Raw genomic sequence first — 20,206 nt, forward strand, 5'->3', positions numbered from 1 at the left:
GCGGGGCTTTAGCCGACCGCGCCTTCCATCTGCAGCTCGATCAGCCGGTTGAGCTCCAGCGCGTACTCCATCGGCAGCTCCTTCGCGATGGGCTCGACGAAGCCGCGGACGATCATGGCCATCGCCTCGAACTCGGTGAGGCCGCGGCTCATCAGGTAGAAGAGCTGGTCCTCGGAGACCTTGGAGACGGTGGCCTCGTGGCCCATGGAGACGTCGTCCTCGCGCACGTCCACGTAGGGGTACGTGTCCGAGCGGGAGATCGTGTCGACGAGCAGGGCGTCGCAGAGCACGTTCGACTTGGCGCCCGGGGCACCCTCGCCGATCTCGATGAGACCGCGGTAGGAGGTGCGGCCGCCGCCCCGCGCCACCGACTTCGAGACGATGTTGGAGGAGGTGTTCGGGGCCATGTGGACCATCTTGGCGCCGGCGTCCTGGTGCTGGCCCTCGCCCGCGAAGGCGATGGAGAGGGTCTCGCCCTTGGCGTGCTCGCCCATCAGGTAGACGGCCGGGTACTTCATGGTGACCTTGGAGCCGATGTTGCCGTCGACCCACTCCATGGTGGCGCCCTCGTAGGCGACGGCGCGCTTGGTCACCAGGTTGTAGACGTTGTTCGACCAGTTCTGGATGGTCGTGTAGCGGCAGCGGCCGCCCTTCTTCACGATGATCTCGACGACCGCGGAGTGCAGGGAGTCCGAGGAGTAGATCGGGGCGGTGCAGCCCTCGACGTAGTGGACGTAGGCGTCCTCGTCGACGATGATCAGCGTCCGCTCGAACTGGCCCATGTTCTCCGTGTTGATGCGGAAGTAGGCCTGCAGCGGGATCTCGACGTGCACGCCCTTCGGGACGTAGATGAACGACCCGCCGGACCACACGGCCGTGTTCAGGGAGGCGAACTTGTTGTCGCCGACCGGGATGACGGTGCCGAAGTACTCCTTGAAGAGCTCCTCGTGCTCCTTCAGCGCGGTGTCGGTGTCGACGAAGATGACGCCCTGCTCCTCCAGGTCCTCGCGGATCTGGTGGTAGACGACCTCGGACTCGTACTGGGCGGCGACACCGGCGACGAGGCGCTGCTTCTCCGCCTCCGGGATGCCGAGCTTGTCGTACGTGTTCTTGATGTCCTCCGGCAGGTCCTCCCAGGACTCGGCCTGCTTCTCGGTGGACCGCACGAAGTACTTGATGTTGTCGAAGTCGATGCCGGACAGGTCGGAGCCCCAGGTCGGCATGGGCTTCTTGCCGAAGAGCTTCAGACCCTTGAGCCGCAGCTTCAGCATCCACTCGGGCTCGTTCTTCTTCGAGGAGATGTCGCGGACGACGTCCTCGGAGAGGCCTCGCTTGGCGGCGGAACCCGCCGCGTCCGAGTCGGCCCAGCCGTACTCGTACCGACCCAGGCCCTCGAGCTCGGGGTGGCTGATCTCGGTGGTCATGCGGGGTTCCTCCCGGCCGTGCTTGCAGATGCTGTGGATGGAGTGGTCTGTGGGGCGCCGTGCGGGATGAACGTCGTACAGACGCCGTCACCATGCGCGATGGTGGCCAGGCGCTGGACGTGGGTCCCGAGGAGGCGGGAGAAGATCTCCGTCTCCGCCTCGCACAGCTGCGGGTACTGCTCGGCGACGTGGGCGACCGGGCAGTGGTGCTGGCAGAGCTGCTCGCCGACCGGCGCGTTGCGCGCAGTGGCAGCGTACCCGTCGGCGGTCAGCGCCTTGGCCAGAGCCTCGGTGCGCTGGTCCGGGTCGGCGGACTCGACGGCCGCGCGGTACGACTCGGCCTGGGCCTCGATCCGGTCGCGGGCGAAGGCGGCGACGGCCGCCTCTCCCCCGGCGTTCCGCTCGATCCAGCGCAGCGCCTCGACGGCGAGCGTGTCGTACGACTGGTCGAAGGCGTCGCGACCGCAGTCGGTGAGCGCGAAGACCTTCGCCGGGCGGCCCCGGGTACGGGTGCCGTAGACCCGCTTCTCGCGCGCTTCCACCACGTTGTCGGTGACCAGCGAGTCGAGGTGGCGGCGGACGGCGGCCTGGGTGAGGCCGAGCCGCTGGGCCAGGTCGGCGACGGTCGAGGGTCCGTGATCCAGGATGGACCGCGCGACCCGGTTGCGCGTGGATCGCTCACCGGTCGCGAGTTCCTCCGTGGGAGCCTCACCGACGTTTTTCACAACGCCATTGTTGCGTAATTAATCAGGGACTGACAAGCGAGGTCAGGGCCGGTGACGGTGCCGTGCGTCACGCAGGTAAGGCTTACCTGACCTGCGGAAACGATCATTCGTGGGACGAATGGCGCCCTTCCTGACCAGCAGTTTCCGGCCGCCCGGCACGCTCCGCCGGCACGGCGACCGTACGCCCCCGGGCTTCCACGGCACGGATGAAAGATCCCGCGTTGCGGACCGCGGCACCCCCCGTGTCGTTGTTGAGGAAAACGAAGACGTCCGCCCGGTCCGGCCAGCTCTCCGCGAGCCGGTCCGCCCAGGTCAGCAGCGCCTGCCTCCCGTACGACGGGAAGGGCCGCGCCCGGCCCTCGTGCAGCCGCAGGTAGCCCCAGTCGGCCGTCCGCCAGAGCGGAGCCACCGGACGCGAGCCCCGGTCCGCCCAACAGAGTGCGGCCCCGTGGCCGGACAGGACCGCGGCGGTCCCGTCCGTCCACCACGACGCGTGCCGCGGCTCCACCGCCACCCGCACCCCCGCCGGGAAGCAGCCGAGCACCGCGTCGAGGAGCCCGGCGTCGGCCCGCAGCGTCGGCGGCAGCTGGAGCAGCACCGGACCGAGCCGGTCACCCAGCCCCGCGGCACGCCCCAGCAGCCGCCGGACGGGCTCCTCCGGGTCCTTCAGGCGCTTGACGTGGGTGAGGTAGCGGCTGGCCTTGACCGCCATGACGAAGCCCTCCGGCGTCCGCTCCCGCCACTCGGCGAAGGTCGCCCGCTCGGGCAGCCGGTAGAAGGCGTTGTTGTTCTCCACGGCCGCGAAGCTCCGCGCGTACTCCTCCAGCCACCGCCGCTGGGGCACGCCCTCCGGATACAGCACGCCCCGCCAGTCCCGGTACTGCCAGCCGGACGTGCCGACGAACACCGCCATACGGGGCAGATGCCCGCTCCGGCCGGATCCAGCCCCTCTCCGGGCCCGCCCGCCGAAGGGTCCGGGCGGGTCCTTAGACTTCCCGGCATGCGAAACGAGTCCGGCGAGTCCGTGGTCCGGGTCCGGGGCCTGGTCAAGCGGTACGGAACGAAGACCGCCGTGGACGGCCTCGACCTCGATGTCCGCGGGGGCACCGTCACCGCCGTCCTCGGACCCAACGGGGCCGGCAAGACGACCACGATCGAGACCTGCGAGGGCTACCGGAGGCCGGACGCCGGCGACGTGAGCGTGCTCGGCCTCGACCCGGTCGCCGACGCCGCCGCCCTGCGCCCCCGGATCGGCGTGATGCTCCAGTCGGGCGGCGTCTACTCCGGCGCCCGCGCCGACGAGATGCTCCGCCACGTGGCGAAGCTGCACGCCCATCCGCTGGACGTCGACGCCCTGGTCGAGCGCCTCGGCCTCGGCTCCTGCGGCCGCACCGCCTACCGGCGCCTCTCCGGCGGCCAGCAGCAGCGCCTGTCGCTCGCCATGGCCGTCGTCGGCCGCCCCGAGCTGGTCTTCCTCGACGAGCCGACCGCGGGACTCGACCCGCAGGCCCGCCGCGCCACCTGGGACCTGGTCCGCGAGCTGCGCGCCGACGGCGTGACGGTCGTCCTGACCACCCACTTCATGCACGAGGCGGAGGAGCTCGCCGACGACGTCGCCATCGTCGACGCCGGGCGGGTCGTCGCCCAGGGCAGCCCCGAGGAGCTGTGCCGCGGCGGCGCCGAGAACAGCCTGCGCTTCACCGGACGCCCCGGACTCGACCTCGGCTCGCTGCTCAAGGCCCTGCCCGACGGCAGCTCCGCCGCCGAGCCGCTGCCCGGCAGCTACCGGATCACCGGCGAGGTCGGCCCCCAGCTGCTCGCCACCGTCACCAGCTGGTGCGCCCAGCACGGCGTGATGCCCGACCGGATCTCCGTCGAGCGCCACACCCTCGAAGACGTCTTCCTCGAACTGACCGGCAAGGAGCTGCGCGGATGAGCACGGGTACGTACGCGCCGAAGCCCGGCGCCGCGCCGGTCGGGCGGATGATCGCCGCGCAGGCGGCCCTGGAGACCCGGATGCTGCTGCGCAACGGCGAACAGCTGCTCCTCACGGTGATCATCCCCTCCCTGCTGCTCGTGCTCTTCTCGACGGTGGACATCGTCGACACCGGCAGCGACGAGGCCGTCGACTTCCTCGCCCCGGGTGTCCTCGCGCTCGCCGTGATGTCCACCGCCTTCACCGGGCAGGCCATCGCCACCGGCTTCGAGCGCCGCTACGGGGTGCTCAAGCGGCTCGCCGCCTCGCCGCTGCCGCGCTGGGCGCTGATGACCGCCAAGACGCTGGCGGTGCTCGTCACCGAAGTGCTGCAGGTGGCGCTCCTGACCGTGATCGCCCTGGCGCTCGGGTGGTCACCGCACGGCAACCCGCTCTCGGTGCTCGCCCTGCTGGTCCTCGGCACCGCCGCCTTCTCCGGACTCGGCCTGCTGATGGCCGGCACCCTGAAGGCGGAGGCGACGCTGGCCGCCGCGAACCTGGTCTTCCTGCTGCTCCTGGTGGGCGGCGGCGTGATGGTGCCGCTGGAGAAGTTCGGCGCCGCGGGCGACGTGCTCGCCTTCCTGCCGATCTCCGCGCTCTCCGACGGGCTGCGGGACGTGCTGCAGCACGGCGCGGCGATGCCGTGGGGCGACGCGCTGGTCCTCGCGGTCTGGGCGGTGCTCGGCCTCGGCGCGGCGGCGCGGTTCTTCCGCTGGGAATGACGCCGGGAGTAGCGGGCCGGTGACGTTTCGGGGTGACTCGCCCCCTAACCACCCCCTCGTGAAAGCGTGCACAAGCCCCCGCCTACGATGTGGACCGTGCAGACCCCCCTCGCCTTCATCGCCCAGCGCTGGACCCCGTCCCCCCGGGTCCTCCGGCGCGCCGCGCTCTCCGCCGTCGTGATGAGCGTGGCCATCATCGTCACCGGCGGCGCGGTCCGGCTGACCGGCTCCGGTCTCGGCTGCGACACCTGGCCCAAGTGCACGGACGACAGCCTCATCGTCACCGCCGAGCAGGGCTTCCACGGCCTCGTCGAGTTCGGCAACCGCATGCTGACCTACGTCCTGTCGGCCGCCGTCGGCTGGGCGATCATCGCCGCGCGCTCCGTCAAGCCCCGCCGCCGGCCGCTGACCCGGCTCGGCTGGGCGCAGTTCTGGATCGTGATGAGCAACGCCGTGATCGGCGGCATCACGGTGTGGATGGGCCTCAACCCGTGGACGGTGGCCGGCCACTTCCTCGCCGCGAACGCGCTCCTCACGGTGGCCGTCGTCACCTGGCACCGCACCGGCGAGGGCGACACCCCGCCGAAGCCGCGCGTCCCGCGCCCGGTGCGCAAGCTGTCCTGGGCGATCACCGGCGTCTCCGCGCTGCTCATCGCGCTCGGTACGACGGTGACCGGTGCCGGCAAGCACGCCGGTGACAGCAGCGACGTGCCGCGCATGCCGTGGGACTGGACGAACGCCGCGCACGTCCACGCCGTCGCGGCCTGGGTGGTCTGCGCCCTGGCCCTCGCGATGTGGCTGGTCCTGCGCGTGGTGGACGCCCCGGACGACACCCGGGCCCGCGCCCGCGACCTGCTGATCGTGCTGCTCGCGCAGGGTGTCATCGGCTACGTCCAGTACTTCACGGGCGTCCCGGAGCTCCTGGTCGCCGCCCACATGCTCGGCTCCGCGCTCCTGTGGATCGCCGTGGTGCGCCTCGCCCTCAGCCTGCGTGAGCGGCCGGTCGCCGCCGCGGAGATCCCTGCCCAGCCGGACGCCGAACTCGCGAAGGCCTGAGCCGGGCCGGTGCCCGGAAGGGCCGGAGCCCGAGCCGGGCCGAGGTCTGAGCCGGGCCCAGATCTGAGCCGGGACCAAACCGGGCCGGCCGGGGCCGTGCCCGGAAGGGCCGAAGCCCAAGCCGGGCCGAGGCCGGGGCCCTGCCCGGAAGGGCCGTCTAATCGAGGCGGTACACCCGCCGCGCGTTCCCCGCCGCGATCAGGCCGGCGACCCTCGTCGCGTCCGTACGGGACCAGGAGCCGTCGCCGACCCACTCGCCGAGGACCCGGGCGAGCGCCCCGCGGAAGACGCTGGCGGCCACCACGTGGAGCTCGGGCAGGCCGCGGGCGCCGCTGGAGAAGAGCAGCTTGCCGAAGGGCGCCAGCTCCAGGAACTCCGCCAGCACCGCCGCGGCCCTCGCCCCGGTGCGGGCGACGACCGGACCGAGGTCCGCGTAGACGTGCGGGAAGTGTCCGGCGAGCCGGGCGGCCTGGCGGTGGTACGGGTAGTCGTGCAGCAGCACCAGGTCGACGCCGAGGCCCCCGGTCGCGGCGGCGAAACCGGCCAGGGTGCCCGGGTCCCGCTCCCCCACATGCAGCTGCAGCGGACGCCCCGCGCCGACCGCCACCCACAGCAGATGGCGCAGCAGCACCGGGTCGTCCAGCGCCCCGCCGGCCGTGCGCCGGGCCAGCCAGCGCCCCGCCGCGCCGCGCACCTCGCCGGGGCCCGGCGGTTCGGGGACGGCCGCGAGTCCCCCCCGTACCCCCGCCACGGAGGTGAGGGCGACGGCGCCCGCGGCCGCCGCGTGGACGGCCTCGGCGAGGTTGGCGAGGAAGGCGTCGACGGTGCCCGAGGTGTCGGCGACCTGCTGGGCGAGGGGTTCGAGCCGGACGATCTCGTGCGCGGCGGCGCCGCCGGTGGCGGCGAGCTCCGCCGGGCCGGTCAGGTCACCGGGCGGCCCGGTGTCGACGAGGTAGGTGGCGATGCCGGAGGCGCGCAGCAGGCGCCGGCCCGCTTCGAGGACGCCGAGCTCACGGCGCCGGGCGAGGTAGCGGGCGGGCGGGCAGTGCGGTTCCAGGCCGAGGAGCGGCGGACACCAGCGGCGTACGGCGAAGCCGGCCTGGGTGTCGAAGAAGGTGGTGCCGGCGGCGGACGGGGCCTCGGTCGGGGCGAGACGGGTCTCGAAGTTGCCGAGGCCGAGCTCCGTGCGGAGCACCCCGTGGCAGTACTGGTCCACCAGGCTCGGCGTGTCGATCATTCGGGGGGCTCCCACGTCTGGACGGGCTTCCACCCCTCCTAACGGGTGAGCCCCGCGCGAGGTTGTTGCCTCCGGAGCCCCGGTGGCATCAGGCGTTGGCCGGGCCGCCGATCTGGATACCGGCCATCCGGGTCCACTCGTACGGGCCCGTGACGACCTTGGCGGCGAACTCGCCGTCGAACTCGTCGTGGAGCGTGAGACCGGCCTTCTCGGCGGCCGCCTCCGCGATCGCGTAGGTCGGGGCCACCAGGTCTCCCCAGCCGCCGTCCTCGCCGACGAGGACGATGCGGGTGCCCGCCTGGCCGATGTGGGCGAGCTGGCCCTCGGCGCCGCCGTGCTTCCCGGAGAAGGCCTTGATCTCCTTGGCCAGCTTGGCCGCCTTGCGCTCCGCCTGCTTCGTGTCTGCCATGGGACAGATGCTACTCGCGGGTAGATCGACTGGCGACGGCCGGGGCACGTGGCGTGGGCCACGCACCCCGGCCGCTCGGCAGGGTGACGTACGCGGGGACGTCAGCGCAGGAAGGGGTCCACCGCGACCGCCACGAAGAGCAGCGAGACGTAGGTGATGGACCAGTGGAAGAGGCGCATCTCCTTGAGCTTCGCGCCCGTCACCTCCGCCTTGGCGCGGTTGAGCAGCCCGTGCGCCTCCCAGAGCCACCAGCCGCCGGTCAGCAGCGCCACCGCGGTGTAGAACCAGCCGGTGTAGCCCAGCGGGGTGAGGAGCAGCGAGACCGCCACCATGACCCAGCTGTAGAGCACGATCTGCTTGGCGACGACCTTGTTGGAGGCGAGCACCGGGAGCATGGGCACGCCCGCGCGCGCGTAGTCGTCCTTCACCTTCATCGACAGCGGCCAGTAGTGCGGCGGCGTCCAGAAGAAGATGACGAGGAAGAGGATGACCGCGGCCCACGACATCGAGTTCGTGACGGCCGACCAGCCGATGAGCACCGGCAGGCAGCCGGCGATGCCGCCCCAGACGATGTTCTGCGCGGTGCGCCGCTTGAGGATCATCGTGTAGATCACGACGTAGAAGAGGAGCGCGCCGAGCGAGAGCGCCGCGGAGAGCCAGTTGACGAGCAGGCCGAACCAGAGCGTGGAGACCACCGCGAGGGTGAGGCCGAAGACCAGGCCCTCGCGCGGCGAGACCATGCCGGTCACCAGCGGACGCTGGGACGTGCGGTCCATCAGGGCGTCGATGTCGCGGTCGATGTACATGTTCAGCGCGTTGGCGCCGCCCGCGGACAGGTAGCCGCCGAAGCAGGTGGCGAGCACCAGCCACAGGTCGGGCACGCCCTGTTCGGCGAGGAACATCACCGGAACGGTCGTGATGAGCAGCAGCTCGATGATCCGCGGCTTGGTCAGCGCCACGAATGCCTTGACGCGGGCCCCGAACGGCCGATGGCCCCCCGGGCTGGGAGTCAAGACGACCCCTGCGGGTCGGGACTCGACGGCCGTCACGCACACCCCTGACAGAGAATTTCCCAGCAAGCTCCCCGGATGAAGACGGGGTGAAGACTTGCGCGTACCACGCCACTGTAGACGTTGCCCATACGCCGATCTTCGCGGGGGTGGGGTCGTGTTGGCGGGGCTCGCCCGAGGCGTGTCCCGAAGAGCGGACACCGGCCGCGGCCCCGTCGGGAGGCGAACTCCCACGCCCGGCGGCAGTCTTGCAGAGAGAGCGCTCATATGAGGGGCATGGACACGAAAAGAGGGGCGAATTCCGGGGGTAGGCTCGACATCGCCGGGACACCCTCAGTCACCGGCTCAAGACATGCGGAGAGGAGCCCTGACTCAGGGTGAGCACTAAGCCGACGACCACAGACCTCGAGTGGACCGAACTGGACCAGCGGGCCGTGGACACCGCCCGCATCCTGGCCGCCGACGCCGTTCAGAAGGTCGGAAACGGCCATCCCGGCACGGCCATGAGCCTCGCGCCCGCCGCGTACACCCTCTTCCAGAAGGTGATGCGGCACGACCCCGCCGACCCGGAGTGGGTGGGCCGCGACCGGTTCGTGCTCTCCGCCGGCCACTCGTCCCTGACCCTCTACACCCAGCTCTACCTGGGTGGCTTCGGTCTCGAGCTCGACGACCTGAAGGCCTTCCGCACCTGGGGCTCGAAGACCCCGGGCCACCCGGAGTACGGCCACACGGCCGGCGTCGAGACCACGACCGGCCCGCTGGGCCAGGGCGTCGCCAACGCGGTGGGCATGGCGATGGCCGCCCGCTTCGAGCGCGGTCTGTTCGACCCGGAGGCCGCGCAGGGTGCCTCTCCCTTCGACCACCACGTCTACGTGATCGCCGGCGACGGCTGCCTCCAGGAGGGCATCTCCGCCGAGGCCTCCTCGCTCGCCGGGCACCAGAAGCTCGGCAACCTGATCCTGCTGTGGGACGACAACCACATCTCGATCGAGGGCGACACCGAGACCGCCGTGTCCGAGGACACGATGAAGCGGTACGAGGCCTACGGCTGGCACGTCCAGCGCGTGGAGCCGCAGGCCAACGGCGACCTGGACCCGGCCGCCCTGTACGCCGCGATCAAGGCCGCCGAGGCCGAGACCGAGCGCCCCTCCTTCATCGCGATGCGCTCGATCATCGCCTGGCCGGCCCCGAACGCCCAGAACACCGAGGCCGCGCACGGCTCGGCGCTCGGCGCGGAGGAGGTCGCGGCCACCAAGCGCGTGCTCGGCTTCGACCCGGAGCAGTCCTTCGAGGTCTCCGACGAGGTCATCGCCCACACCCGCGCCCTCGGCGACCGCGGCCGCGAGGCCCGCGCCGAGTGGGAGAAGACGCTGGCCGAGTGGCGCACCGCCAACCCGGGGCGCGCGGCCGAGTTCGACCGCATCCAGGCCAACGAGCTGCCGGCCGGCTGGGCCGAGAAGCTCCCGGTCTTCGAGCCCGGCAAGAGCGTCGCGACCCGCGCCGCCTCCGGCAAGGTCCTGCAGGCGCTCGGCGCGGTGATCCCCGAGCTGTGGGGCGGCTCGGCCGACCTCGCGGGCTCGAACAACACCACGATCGACAAGACGTCCTCCTTCCTCCCGGAGGGCAACCCGCTGCCCGAGGCCGACCCGTACGGCCGGACGGTCCACTTCGGCATCCGCGAGCACTCCATGGCCGCGGAGATGAACGGCATCGCCCTGCACGGCAACACCCGCATCTACGGCGGCACCTTCCTGGTGTTCTCCGACTACATGCGCAACGCCGTGCGCCTGTCCGCGCTGATGCACCTGCCGGTGACGTACGTGTGGACGCACGACTCGATCGGTCTCGGCGAGGACGGCCCGACCCACCAGCCGGTGGAGCACCTGGCCTCGCTGCGTGCCATCCCGGGTCTGACGGTCGTCCGCCCGGCCGACGCGAACGAGACGGCGATCGCCTGGCGCGAGATCACCCAGCGCCACACGAAGGTGTTCGGCAAGGGCACCCCGATCGGTCTGGCCCTCACCCGTCAGGGCGTCCCGACCTACGCGCCGAACGAGGACGCGGCCAAGGGCGGCTACGTGCTGTTCGACGCCGACGGCGACGCGCAGGTGGTGCTGATCGCCACCGGCTCCGAGGTGCACCTGGCCGTCGAGGCCCGGGAGCAGCTGCAGGCCGCCGGCGTCCCGACCCGTGTGGTCTCGATGCCGTCGGTGGAGTGGTTCGAGGAGCAGGGCCAGGAGTACAAGGACTCCGTCCTGCCGCCGTCGGTCAGGGCGCGGGTCGCGGTCGAGGCCGGTATCGGCCTGACCTGGCACAAGTACGTCGGTGACGCCGGCCGGATCGTCTCGCTGGAGCACTTCGGCGCCTCGGCCGACGCCAAGGTCCTGTTCCGCGAGTTCGGTTTCACGCCGGAGGCGATCGTCGCCGCCGCGCGGGAATCCCTCGCCGCCACCGCGCGCTGACGCACATACGTACGACTTAATGGAGATGCAACTCTCATGACAGACGCTCTCAAGCGCCTCTCCGACGAAGGCGTCGCGATCTGGCTGGACGATCTCTCGCGCAAGCGGATCACGTCCGGCAACCTGGCCGAGCTCATCGACCAGAGCCATGTGGTGGGTGTGACCACCAACCCGTCCATCTTCCAGAAGGCCATCTCCTCGGGTGACGGCTACGAGCAGCAGCTCGTCGACCTCGCCGCCCGCAAGGTGACCGTGGACGAGGCCATCCGCATGATCACGACGGCTGACGTGAGGGACGCCGCCGACATCCTGCGCCCCGTCTTCGACGCGACGCAGGGCCAGGACGGCCGGGTCTCCATCGAGGTCGACCCGCGGCTCGCCCACGAGACGGCCGCCACCATCGCCGAGGCCAAGCAGCTGGCCTGGCTGGTGGACCGCCCGAACACGCTGATCAAGATCCCGGCCACCAAGGCGGGTCTGCCGGCGATCACCGAGGTCATCGGCCTCGGCATCAGCGTGAACGTGACGCTGATCTTCTCCCTGGAGCGCTACCGCGCGGTCATGGACGCCTACCTGGCCGGTCTGGAGAAGGCCCGCGAGCGCGGCCTGGACCTGTCGAAGATCCACTCGGTGGCGTCCTTCTTCGTGTCCCGCGTGGACTCGGAGATCGACAAGCGCCTGGACGCCATCGGCACCGACGAGGCCAAGGGCCTCAAGGGCAAGGCGGCCCTGGCCAACGCGCGCCTCGCCTACCAGGCGTACGAGGAGGTCTTCGGCTCCGAGCGCTGGGCGGCCCTGGACAAGGCGCAGGCCAACAAGCAGCGTCCGCTGTGGGCCTCGACCGGCGTGAAGGACCCGGCGTACAAGGACACCCTGTACGTGGTGGACCTGGTCGCTCCGGGCACCGTCAACACCATGCCGGAGGCGACCCTGGAGGCCACCGCCGACCACGGCGAGGTCACCGGCGACACCATCCACGGCACGTACGACGAGGCCCGCTCGCTCCTCGACGACGTGGCCGCGCTGGGCATCTCGTACGACGACGTCGTCCAGCTCCTGGAGGACGAGGGCGTCGACAAGTTCGAGGCGTCCTGGAACGACCTTCTCAAGTCGACCGAGGCGGAGCTCGCCCGCCGCGCACCCTCGGAGGCGTAAGCACCTTGAGCGCAGTCACCGGAGCCAACCCGCTCCGTGACGCCGCAGACCGACGGCTCCCGCGCATCGCGGGGCCGTCGGGTCTGGTGATCTTCGGCGTCACGGGCGATTTGTCCCGTAAGAAGCTGATGCCTGCCGTCTACGACCTCGCCAACCGGGGTCTGCTGCCGCCGGGCTTCTCCCTCATCGGTTTCGCCCGCCGCGAGTGGCAGGACGAGGACTTCGCACAGGAGGTCCACGACGCGGTCAAGCAGCACGCCCGCACCCCGTTCCGCGAGGAGGTGTGGCAGCAGCTCATCCAGGGGATGCGCTTCGTCCAGGGCGACTTCGACGACGACGACGCCTTCGAGCAGCTGAAGGCCACGATCGAGGAGCTCGACAAGGCGCAGGGCACGGGCGGCAACTTCGCCTTCTACCTGTCGGTGCCGCCGAAGTTCTTCCCGCTCGTCGTCCAGCAGCTCAAGAAGCACGGCCTGGCCGACCAGAAGAACGGCTCCTGGCGCCGTGCGGTCATCGAGAAGCCGTTCGGCCACGACCTCGCCTCCGCCAAGGAGCTCAACGAGGTCGTCCACGAGGTCTTCCCGCCCGAGGCGGTCTTCCGCATCGACCACTACCTCGGCAAGGAGACCGTCCAGAACATCCTGGCGCTCCGCTTCGCCAACACCCTCTTCGAGCCGATCTGGAACCGGTCGTACGTCGACCACGTGCAGATCACCATGGCCGAGGACATCGGCATCGGCGGCCGCGCCGGCTACTACGACGGCATCGGCGCCGCCCGTGACGTCATCCAGAACCACCTGCTCCAGCTGCTCGCGCTGACCGCGATGGAGGAGCCCGCCTCCTTCGGCGCCGACGCGCTCGCCGCGGAGAAGACCAAGGTGCTCGGTGCGGTGAAGCTGCCGAAGGACCTGGCGAAGTCCACGGTCCGCGGCCAGTACGCGGCCGGGTGGCAGGGCGGCGAGAAGGCCGTCGGCTACCTGGAGGAAGACGGCATCGACCCCCAGTCGAAGACCGACACCTACGCGGCGATCAAGCTGGAGATCGACAACCGCCGCTGGGCGGGCGTCCCCTTCTACCTGCGCACCGGCAAGCGGCTGGGCCGCCGCGTGACCGAGATCGCGGTGGTCCTCCAGCGCGCCCCGCACTCGCCGTTCGACCACACCGCGACCGAGGAGCTCGGCCGCAACGCCATCGTCATCCGGGTCCAGCCGGACGAGGGCGTCACGGTGCGCTTCGGTTCGAAGGTGCCGGGCACGCAGATGGAGATCCGGGACGTGTCGATGGACTTCGCCTACGGCGAGTCCTTCACCGAGTCCAGTCCCGAGGCGTACGAGCGGCTCATCCTCGACGTCCTGCTCGGCGACTCCAACCTCTTCCCGCGCGTGGAGGAGGTCGAGCTGTCCTGGAAGATCCTCGACCCGATCGAGCAGTTCTGGGACGCGCACGGCAAGCCCGCGCAGTACGAGTCCGGGACCTGGGGTCCGGTCGAGGCGGACGAGATGCTCGCACGAGACGGCAGGAGCTGGCGCCGGCCATGAAGACCGACCTGACGGACACCACGTCCTCCAAGATCAACAAGGCGCTGGTGCTCGGGCGGCGGGCCATCGGCACCCCGGCCGTCGGCATGGTGCTCACCCTCGTCATCGTCACCGACGAGGAGAACGCCTACGACGCGCTGAAGGCGGCCAACGAGGCGTCCCGCGAGCACCCCTCGCGGACCCTCGTCGTCATCAAGCGGGTCTCGCGGACCCCGCGGGACCGCGCCAAGGCGCGGCTCGACGCCGAGGTCCGCCTCGGCGCCGACGCCAGCACCGGCGAGACGGTGGTGCTCCGGCTGTACGGCGAGGTCGTCGACCACGCCCAGTCGGTGGTGCTGCCGCTGCTGCTGCCGGACGCGCCCGTCGTCGTCTGGTGGCCGGTGAACGCGCCGACCGACCCGGCGAACGACCCGCTGGGCGCCCTCGCCCAGCGCCGTGTGACCGACACGTACGCCGCCGAGCAGCCCATCCAGGAGCTGACCGCGCGCGCGGACGCGTACACCCCGGGCGACACGGACCTCTCGTGGACCCGAATCACCCCGTGGCGTTCGATGCTGGCCGCCGCGCTCGACCAGGTCGCCTGCGAGGTGACCTCGGCCGAGGTGGAGGGCGAGGAGTTCAACCCGAGCGTCGAACTGCTCGCGATGTGGCTGGCCGAGCGGCTGACCATCCCGGTGCGGCGCTCGAAGTCGGCGGGGCCCGGTCTCACCTCCGTGCGGATGGAGACCAACGCCGGTCCGATCGTGCTCGACCGGCCGGACGGCTCGCTCGCGACGCTCTCCATCATGGGCCAGCCGGACCGTGCCGTGGCGCTCAAGCGCCGGGACACGGCCGAGCTGATCGCGGAGGAGCTGCGCCGGCTCGACCCGGACGACACCTACGCCTCGGCGCTGCGCTTCGGCCTGGAGCGGCTCGACGAGGAGGCGGCCACCACCGCCCCCGCGCCGGTCGAGCCGGAGGCCGGGGACGTGGTCGTGGTCGAGGGGGGCACCGAGGGCGTGGAGGCCGAGGAGACCCCCAAGCGGGCCGCCAAGAAGGCCCCGGCCAAGAAGGCGGCGGCCAAGTGAGCACCCCTCAGCTGGTCGTGCACCGCGACAAGGAGCTGATGGCCGAGGCCGCCGCGGCCCGGCTGATCACCAAGATCGTGGACGCCCAGGCCGCCCGCGGCTCCGCCTCGATCGTGCTCACCGGCGGGCGCAACGGCAACGGGCTGCTCGCGGCGCTGCGTTCGGCGCCCGCCCGGGACGCGATCGACTGGGCGCGGCTCGACCTGTGGTGGGGTGACGAGCGCTATCTCCCCGAGGGCGACCCGGAGCGCAACGTCACCCAGGCCCGCGAGGCGCTGCTCGACAGCGTCCCGGTGGACCCGGCCCGGGTGCACGCGATGCCGGCCTCGGACGGTCCGTACGGATCCGACGTCGACGCCGCGGCCGCGGCCTACGCGGCCGAGCTCGCGGCGGCGGCCGGCCCCGGCGACCACGGCGGCGTGCCGACCTTCGACGTGCTGATGCTGGGTGTCGGCCCGGACACGCACGTGGCCTCGCTGTTCCCGGAGCTCCCGGCGGTCCGCGAGACCGAGCTGACGGTGGTCGGCGTGCACGGCGCGCCGAAGCCGCCGCCGACCCGGGTCTCGCTGACGCTGCCGGCGATCCGGGCCGCGAAGGAGGTCTGGCTGCTCGCGGCCGGGCAGGACAAGGCGAAGGCCGCGGCCATCGCGCTGTCCGGCGCGGGCGAGGTGCAGGCCCCGGCGGCGGGCGCCCACGGGCGTTCGCGCACGCTGTGGCTGCTCGACGCGGCGGCCGCGTCCGAGCTGCCGCGGAGCCTGTACCCGCCGGCCTCGGCCTGAGGCGCCGCGGACCGCGGGCACCTCACCCCCGAGGGCACGTCACGGAGGCCCGGTTCACCTGGTGGTGGTCCGGGCCTCCGGCGTTTCCAGGAACGGCGCGAGGAGGCCCGGGACGGCCTCGGCGGCGAAGGCCAGGCCCTGGCTCTCGCCGGCGTCGTACACGTCGTACGCGCCCGCTCCGGCTGCCGTCGTCGCGCTCAGCGTGAGCACCCCGGCGCGCCGCTGGAACCAGGACTGCTTGACGGTCCAGCCGATGACTCCGGCACGTCGGAGGGCGACGGTGGAACGGCGGGCGGTGCCCGAACGGGTCACCAGGTAGGCGCCGCTGACACCGTGTCCGAGGCTGCGGTAGGCGTCACGGGCGAACAGCAGGGCGAGCGGGGTGAGGACCAGCGCCACGCCGGCCGCGACGTACAGGAGCACGGGGGTGAGCCGGAGGCCGAGGACGGCGAGGAGCGCCGCCGGGCCGAGCCCGGTCCACAGCGCCCAGCGCACGCGGCGGAGGCGGGCGGCCCGGGGATGGGCGGCGAGCGGCGCCCCGGTGGGCGGCTCGGTCTCGCGCAGCACCTGGGCGGCGACCCGCTCGGCGACCGCCCGGGGCGCCGGCGGCAGCAGGTTCTTGAGGTCGCCGTGCCGGTCGTCGTCGTCCTGGGCGAGACCGGTGGCGACGGCGTCGACGCGGGCGGCGTGGAAGAGGCGTACGCCGAGGGGTTCGACGAGCTCGATCCCGCGCAGGCGGCGCTCCTCCAGGGAGACGGAGCGGGCGGTGAACAGGCCGCGGCGCACCCGGAGCGTGCCGCCCGGTTCGCGTTCCAGACGGTAGTTCCACCACATCTCGATCCACAGGCCGAGGGCACCGATCACACCGGCGGCGGTGACGAGCAGCGCCAGGTCGACGATCATCCAGGGCAGGGACACGTCCTCGAAGCGGTCGCGTGTCCAGTGGATGACCTGCTCCTGGGCACCGAACCAGTCGCTCACCTGCAGGATGGCGCCCGCCGCGGCCCCGCCGAGCAGCGGGGCGACGAAGGAGACCGGGGCGTAGCGGATCCAGCGCGGGTCGAGGCCGGTGAGGACGCCGTCGTGGGCGCGGTCGGTCCCGGCGTCGGCGGGGCGGGCGAGCAGGATGCGGCGCAGGTGCTCGCCCTCGGCCCGGCTGACCAGGTCGAGTTCGAGGGTGGACTCGCCGTCGGTGTGCTCGCCGGTGCCGATCCGCACCTTGACCAGGCCGAGGAGGCGTTCCATTGGGTTGGCGGTGAGGTCGACGCTGCGGATGCGTTCGCGGGCCAAGGAGCGCCGTTTGACGACGAGCAGCCCGGTGTGGAGGTCGACCCGCTCGGGACCGACGCGGTAGCGGGTGCGGCGCAGCCGTACCCAGTCGGCGGCGCTGCCGCCGCCGATGAGCAGGAGGGCCCCGGCGAGGACCCAGGCGGCGGCCTGCCACAGGGGACGCGAGCCGGAGGAGAGGCTGAGGAGGACGGGGAGCGCGGCGCCGCCGGCGACGCCGCACAGGACGGCGGCGCCGGCGAGCAGGGTGCGCGGGGCGAGCCGCCGCCAGTCATCGTCGGGCTCGACGGTGCTCATGTCGCGTCTCCGGGGGTGGCCCGGGTGATCGCGGTGAGCCGTTCCGCGAGCTCGGCGGCGAGTTCGTGGTCGAGGCCCTCGATGCGGATCGCGCCCTTGGAGGAGGCGGTGGTCACCGTGACGGTGGCGAGCCGGAAGGCCTGTTCCAGCGGGCCGCGTACGGTGTCGACGGTCTGGATCCGGGACATGGGGGCGATCCGCCACTCCTGCCAGAGGGCGCCGGTCCGCACGTACACGGCGTCCTCGGTGATCTCCCAGCGGTGCACCCGGAACCACCAGGCGGGAAAGAACGCGGTCGCGGCGAGCCCGAGGAGCGTCACCGCGGCGGCGGCGCCCAGCAGCCAGGTCCTGGCCGGCCCGATGAAGGCGCCGAGCACGGCCAGGACGCCCGCCGGCACGGCGGTGGTGACGAGCAGCTGGGCCCGCCACCAGCCGACGGCCCGCCGGTCGAGCGCGTTCCTGGGCGGGCGCAGCCGGACCGCGTTCTCCCCCGTCATCCCCTCAGGCCCTTCAGTTGCGGCCGCGCAGCGAGCGGTAGACGTCGACGAGCCCGGCGGTCGAGGAGTCGAGCTGCTCGCCCCCCTGCCCGCCGGTCAGCACCGGCTCGATCCGCTTGGCGAGGACCTTGCCGAGCTCGACGCCCCACTGGTCGAAGGAGTCGATGTTCCAGACGGCGCCCTGGACGAAGACCTTGTGCTCGTAGAGCGCGATGAGCTGACCGAGGACGGACGGGGTGAGCGCGTCGGCCAGGATCGTGGTGGTGGGGTGGTTGCCCTGGAAGGTCTTGTGCGGGACGAGCTCCTCCGGGACGCCTTCGGCGCGCACCTCCTCGGGCGTCTTGCCGAAGGCGAGCGCCTGGGTCTGGGCGAAGAAGTTGGCCATGAGCAGGTCGTGCTGGGCGACCAGGCCGGGCAGCAGGTCGGCGACGGGCCGGGCGAAGCCGATGAAGTCGGCCGGGATGACCTTGGTGCCCTGGTGGATCAACTGGTAGTAGGCGTGCTGGCCGTTGGTGCCGGGGGTGCCCCAGACCACCGGTCCGGTCTGCCAGTCGACCGGCTGCCCGTCGCGGGTCACGGACTTGCCGTTGGACTCCATGTCGAGCTGCTGGAGGTAGGCGGTGAACTTCGACAGGTAGTGCGAGTACGGCAGCACGGCGTGCGACTGGGCGTCGAAGAAGGCGCCGTACCAGATGCCGAGGAGACCGAGCAGCAGCGGCGCGTTCTCCTCGGGGGCGGCCGTACGGAAGTGCTCGTCGACGAGGTGGAAGCCGTCGAGCATCTCCCGGAAGGCGTCCGGCCCGATGGCGATCATCAGGGACAGGCCGATGGCGGAGTCGTAGGAGTACCGGCCGCCGACCCAGTCCCAGAACTCGAACATGTTCGCCGTGTCGATGCCGAAGTCCTCGACCTTCTCGGCGTTCGTCGACAGGGCCACGAAGTGCCGCGCGACGGCCTCCTGACCGGCCCCCAGCTCGGTGAGGAGCCAGTTGCGGGCGGAGGTGGCGTTGGTGATCGTCTCGATGGTGGTGAAGGTCTTCGAGGCGACGATGAAGAGGGTCTCGGCGGCGTCGAGGTCGCGGACGGCCTCGTGCAGGTCGGCGCCGTCGACGTTGGAGACGAAACGGACCGTCAGGTCGCGCCGGGTGAAGGAGCGCAGGACCTCGTAGGCCATGGCGGGGCCGAGATCCGAGCCGCCGATACCGATGTTGACGATGTTCTTGATCGGCTTGCCGGTGTGACCGGTCCACTCGCCGGCGCGGACCTTGTCGGCGAAGCCGGCCATCTTGTCGAGGACGGCGTGCACCTCCGGGACGACGTCGACGCCGTCCACCTCGACGACCGTGCCGCGCGGGGCGCGCAGCGCGGTGTGCAGGACCGCGCGGTGCTCGGTGTTGTTGATCTTCTCGCCGCGGAACATGGCGTCGCGCAGCTCGGCGACGCCGGTGGCCGCCGCGAGGTCGCGCAGCAGCGCCAGGGTCTCGTCGGTCACCAGGTGCTTGGAGTAGTCCAGGTACAGGTCGCCGACGCGCAGCGTGTATCCGGTGCCGCGCCCGGAGTCGGCGGCGAACAGCTCGCGCAGGTGGGTGTCGCCCAGCTGCTCGCGGTGCTTGCCGAGGGCCGCCCACTCGGGCAGCTGGTTGAGCCTGGTAGGTGCCGCGTTCGTCATCTCGACTTCGCCCATTTCTTCGTGTTGCTCCGTGTCCTGCGTGTGTGCCCCGCTGCACCTCCAACCTAATTGATCCGGTGTGCGGAACACGTTCAGTGCCCGCCCCGGTGGAGCCGTCCTTCGTACCGCGCTTCGAGCAGCGCGTTGCGCTCGTGCCCGCCGGGCAGGTTGGCCGACACGTACACGGGCGCGTCGTGCCCCTCGGCGAGCAGCAGCGCGACGGCCTCGGCGACGACCATCTGCACGAGCAGCGAGGAGGTGAGCGTGGAGATGCCGCACAGCGCGCCCCCGTCGGGCAGCGGCAGTACGGCGTCGCCGGCGGGCGCGCCGTTGTCGAGGACCGCGTCGGCGAGGTCGGCGAGCCGCTTGCCGCTCGTGTGGAGTGCGGGCACGGCGTGCGTGTGCTCCAGGGAGGTGAGCGCGACGAGTGGATGTCCGGACCCGGTGACCTTCAGGGCGAGGTCGACGACCGCGTTGTTGACCCCGGAGTTGGAGATGATCACGAACAGGTCCTGGGGCCGGGGCGTGGCCAGCGCGTACAGGCGCTCGGCGAGCCCCGGCGACCGCTCCAGGAGCGGATCCCGCAGGATCGCCGGATCCTCCCCGCCGCGCAGCACGAGGTCCGCGAGCGCGATCCGGCTGGTGGGCACCAGCCCCCCGGCCCGCCCGGCCACCTCGAGGGCGGCGGCCTGCGAGTGTCCGGTCCCGAACGCGTGGATCACCCCGTCGGCGGCCACGCAATCGGCGAACAGCCGCGCGGAGACGAGGACGGAGTCCTTGTTGCCGGCGACGACTCGGTCGACGGAGGTACGGGCGAGGTCGGCGAACCGGGCCGCGCCGAGGGAGGGTTGCGTCATGAGGAGGGCCTCCGCTGGCTTCACGAATCTGGCTTGTTGA

The 20,206-nt window shown here is 71.8% G+C and carries 18 protein-coding genes; 8 read left to right on the forward strand and 10 right to left on the reverse strand.

The window, feature by feature from the left end; translation table 11 throughout:
* Positions 1 to 8: 8 nt before the first annotated feature.
* The 3 genes from sufB to AB0M16_RS11865 form a co-directional block, all read right to left on the reverse strand.
* Positions 9 to 1,424 (reverse strand): Fe-S cluster assembly protein SufB, encoded by a 1,416-nt coding sequence (gene sufB, locus AB0M16_RS11855; protein WP_365341525.1) that lies wholly within the window; start codon positions 1,422 to 1,424, stop codon positions 9 to 11.
* On the reverse strand, positions 1,421 to 2,149 hold the full coding sequence (locus AB0M16_RS11860) for a metalloregulator ArsR/SmtB family transcription factor (protein WP_365341527.1): 729 nt from the start codon (positions 2,147 to 2,149) through the stop codon (positions 1,421 to 1,423). The genes sufB and AB0M16_RS11860 overlap by 4 nt, the downstream gene beginning before the upstream one ends.
* Positions 2,150 to 2,252: 103 nt before the next feature.
* Positions 2,253 to 3,062 (reverse strand): DUF72 domain-containing protein, encoded by an 810-nt coding sequence (locus AB0M16_RS11865; protein WP_365341529.1) that lies wholly within the window; start codon positions 3,060 to 3,062, stop codon positions 2,253 to 2,255.
* A gap of 87 nt (positions 3,063 to 3,149) precedes the next feature.
* Here AB0M16_RS11865 and AB0M16_RS11870 point away from each other — a divergent pair, with 87 nt between their 5' ends.
* The 3 genes from AB0M16_RS11870 to AB0M16_RS11880 all read left to right on the forward strand — a co-directional run bounded on the left by AB0M16_RS11870 (position 3,150) and on the right by AB0M16_RS11880 (position 5,902).
* Complete coding sequence (locus tag AB0M16_RS11870; protein WP_365341531.1) at positions 3,150 to 4,085, forward strand: ABC transporter ATP-binding protein; 936 nt, start codon at positions 3,150 to 3,152, stop codon at positions 4,083 to 4,085.
* Positions 4,082 to 4,846 carry an ABC transporter permease gene (locus AB0M16_RS11875; protein WP_365341533.1) on the forward strand — a complete coding sequence of 255 codons (765 nt, stop codon included), beginning with the start codon at positions 4,082 to 4,084 and terminating at the stop codon, positions 4,844 to 4,846. Before AB0M16_RS11870 ends, AB0M16_RS11875 begins: the two co-directional genes overlap by 4 nt.
* Before the next feature lie 87 nt (positions 4,847 to 4,933).
* Complete coding sequence (locus AB0M16_RS11880; protein WP_365341818.1) at positions 4,934 to 5,902, forward strand: COX15/CtaA family protein; 969 nt, start codon at positions 4,934 to 4,936, stop codon at positions 5,900 to 5,902.
* Positions 5,903 to 6,059: 157 nt separating this feature from the next.
* Here AB0M16_RS11880 and AB0M16_RS11885 read toward each other — a convergent pair whose 3' ends face one another.
* From AB0M16_RS11885 to AB0M16_RS11895, 3 genes are all read right to left on the reverse strand, one after another.
* A complete protein-coding gene (locus tag AB0M16_RS11885) occupies positions 6,060 to 7,139 on the reverse strand; it encodes an amidohydrolase (protein WP_365341535.1) in 1,080 nt (359 codons plus the stop codon).
* A gap of 88 nt (positions 7,140 to 7,227) precedes the next feature.
* Positions 7,228 to 7,548, reverse strand: coding sequence for a hypothetical protein (locus AB0M16_RS11890; protein ID WP_365341537.1), 321 nt, complete (start codon positions 7,546 to 7,548; stop codon positions 7,228 to 7,230).
* A gap of 101 nt (positions 7,549 to 7,649) precedes the next feature.
* Complete coding sequence (locus tag AB0M16_RS11895; protein WP_365341820.1) at positions 7,650 to 8,603, reverse strand: heme o synthase; 954 nt, start codon at positions 8,601 to 8,603, stop codon at positions 7,650 to 7,652.
* Positions 8,604 to 8,935: 332 nt separating this feature from the next.
* Here AB0M16_RS11895 and tkt point away from each other — a divergent pair, with 332 nt between their 5' ends.
* The 5 genes from tkt to pgl are packed head-to-tail and all read left to right on the forward strand — an operon-like array spanning position 8,936 to position 15,559.
* A complete protein-coding gene (gene tkt / locus AB0M16_RS11900; RefSeq protein ID WP_365341539.1) occupies positions 8,936 to 11,020 on the forward strand; it encodes a transketolase in 2,085 nt (694 codons plus the stop codon).
* 36 nt (positions 11,021 to 11,056) lie between these two features.
* Positions 11,057 to 12,175: a transaldolase gene (gene tal / locus AB0M16_RS11905; protein WP_365341540.1), complete on the forward strand. Its 1,119-nt coding sequence runs from the start codon at positions 11,057 to 11,059 to the stop codon at positions 12,173 to 12,175.
* A 5-nt stretch (positions 12,176 to 12,180) separates the two neighbouring features.
* Entirely contained in the window at positions 12,181 to 13,713 is a 1,533-nt protein-coding gene (gene zwf, locus AB0M16_RS11910) for a glucose-6-phosphate dehydrogenase (protein WP_365341542.1), read from the forward strand.
* Positions 13,710 to 14,780 carry a glucose-6-phosphate dehydrogenase assembly protein OpcA gene (opcA, locus tag AB0M16_RS11915; protein ID WP_365341544.1) on the forward strand — a complete coding sequence of 357 codons (1,071 nt, stop codon included), beginning with the start codon at positions 13,710 to 13,712 and terminating at the stop codon, positions 14,778 to 14,780. Before zwf ends, opcA begins: the two co-directional genes overlap by 4 nt.
* On the forward strand, positions 14,777 to 15,559 hold the full coding sequence (pgl, locus tag AB0M16_RS11920; protein WP_365341546.1) for a 6-phosphogluconolactonase: 783 nt from the start codon (positions 14,777 to 14,779) through the stop codon (positions 15,557 to 15,559). The genes opcA and pgl overlap by 4 nt, the downstream gene beginning before the upstream one ends.
* A gap of 54 nt (positions 15,560 to 15,613) precedes the next feature.
* Here the strand turns inward: pgl and AB0M16_RS11925 are convergent, their stop codons facing one another.
* The 4 genes from AB0M16_RS11925 to AB0M16_RS11940 all read right to left on the reverse strand — a co-directional run bounded on the left by AB0M16_RS11925 (position 15,614) and on the right by AB0M16_RS11940 (position 20,166).
* Positions 15,614 to 17,143: a PH domain-containing protein gene (locus AB0M16_RS11925; protein WP_365341548.1), complete on the reverse strand. Its 1,530-nt coding sequence runs from the start codon at positions 17,141 to 17,143 to the stop codon at positions 15,614 to 15,616.
* Positions 17,140 to 17,640 carry a PH domain-containing protein gene (locus AB0M16_RS11930; RefSeq protein ID WP_365341550.1) on the reverse strand — a complete coding sequence of 167 codons (501 nt, stop codon included), beginning with the start codon at positions 17,638 to 17,640 and terminating at the stop codon, positions 17,140 to 17,142. Before AB0M16_RS11930 ends, AB0M16_RS11925 begins: the two co-directional genes overlap by 4 nt.
* A gap of 13 nt (positions 17,641 to 17,653) precedes the next feature.
* The gene (gene pgi, locus AB0M16_RS11935; protein WP_365341822.1) at positions 17,654 to 19,309 is read right to left on the reverse strand and encodes a glucose-6-phosphate isomerase; all 1,656 of its coding nucleotides are present in this window, start codon (positions 19,307 to 19,309) and stop codon (positions 17,654 to 17,656) included.
* 92 nt (positions 19,310 to 19,401) lie between these two features.
* Positions 19,402 to 20,166 carry an SIS domain-containing protein gene (locus AB0M16_RS11940; RefSeq protein ID WP_365341552.1) on the reverse strand — a complete coding sequence of 255 codons (765 nt, stop codon included), beginning with the start codon at positions 20,164 to 20,166 and terminating at the stop codon, positions 19,402 to 19,404.
* Between the last annotated feature and the right edge of the window lie 40 nt (positions 20,167 to 20,206).

This window comes from Streptomyces sp. NPDC051921, assembly GCF_040680975.1.
Taxonomy (GTDB): domain Bacteria; phylum Actinomycetota; class Actinomycetes; order Streptomycetales; family Streptomycetaceae; genus Streptomyces.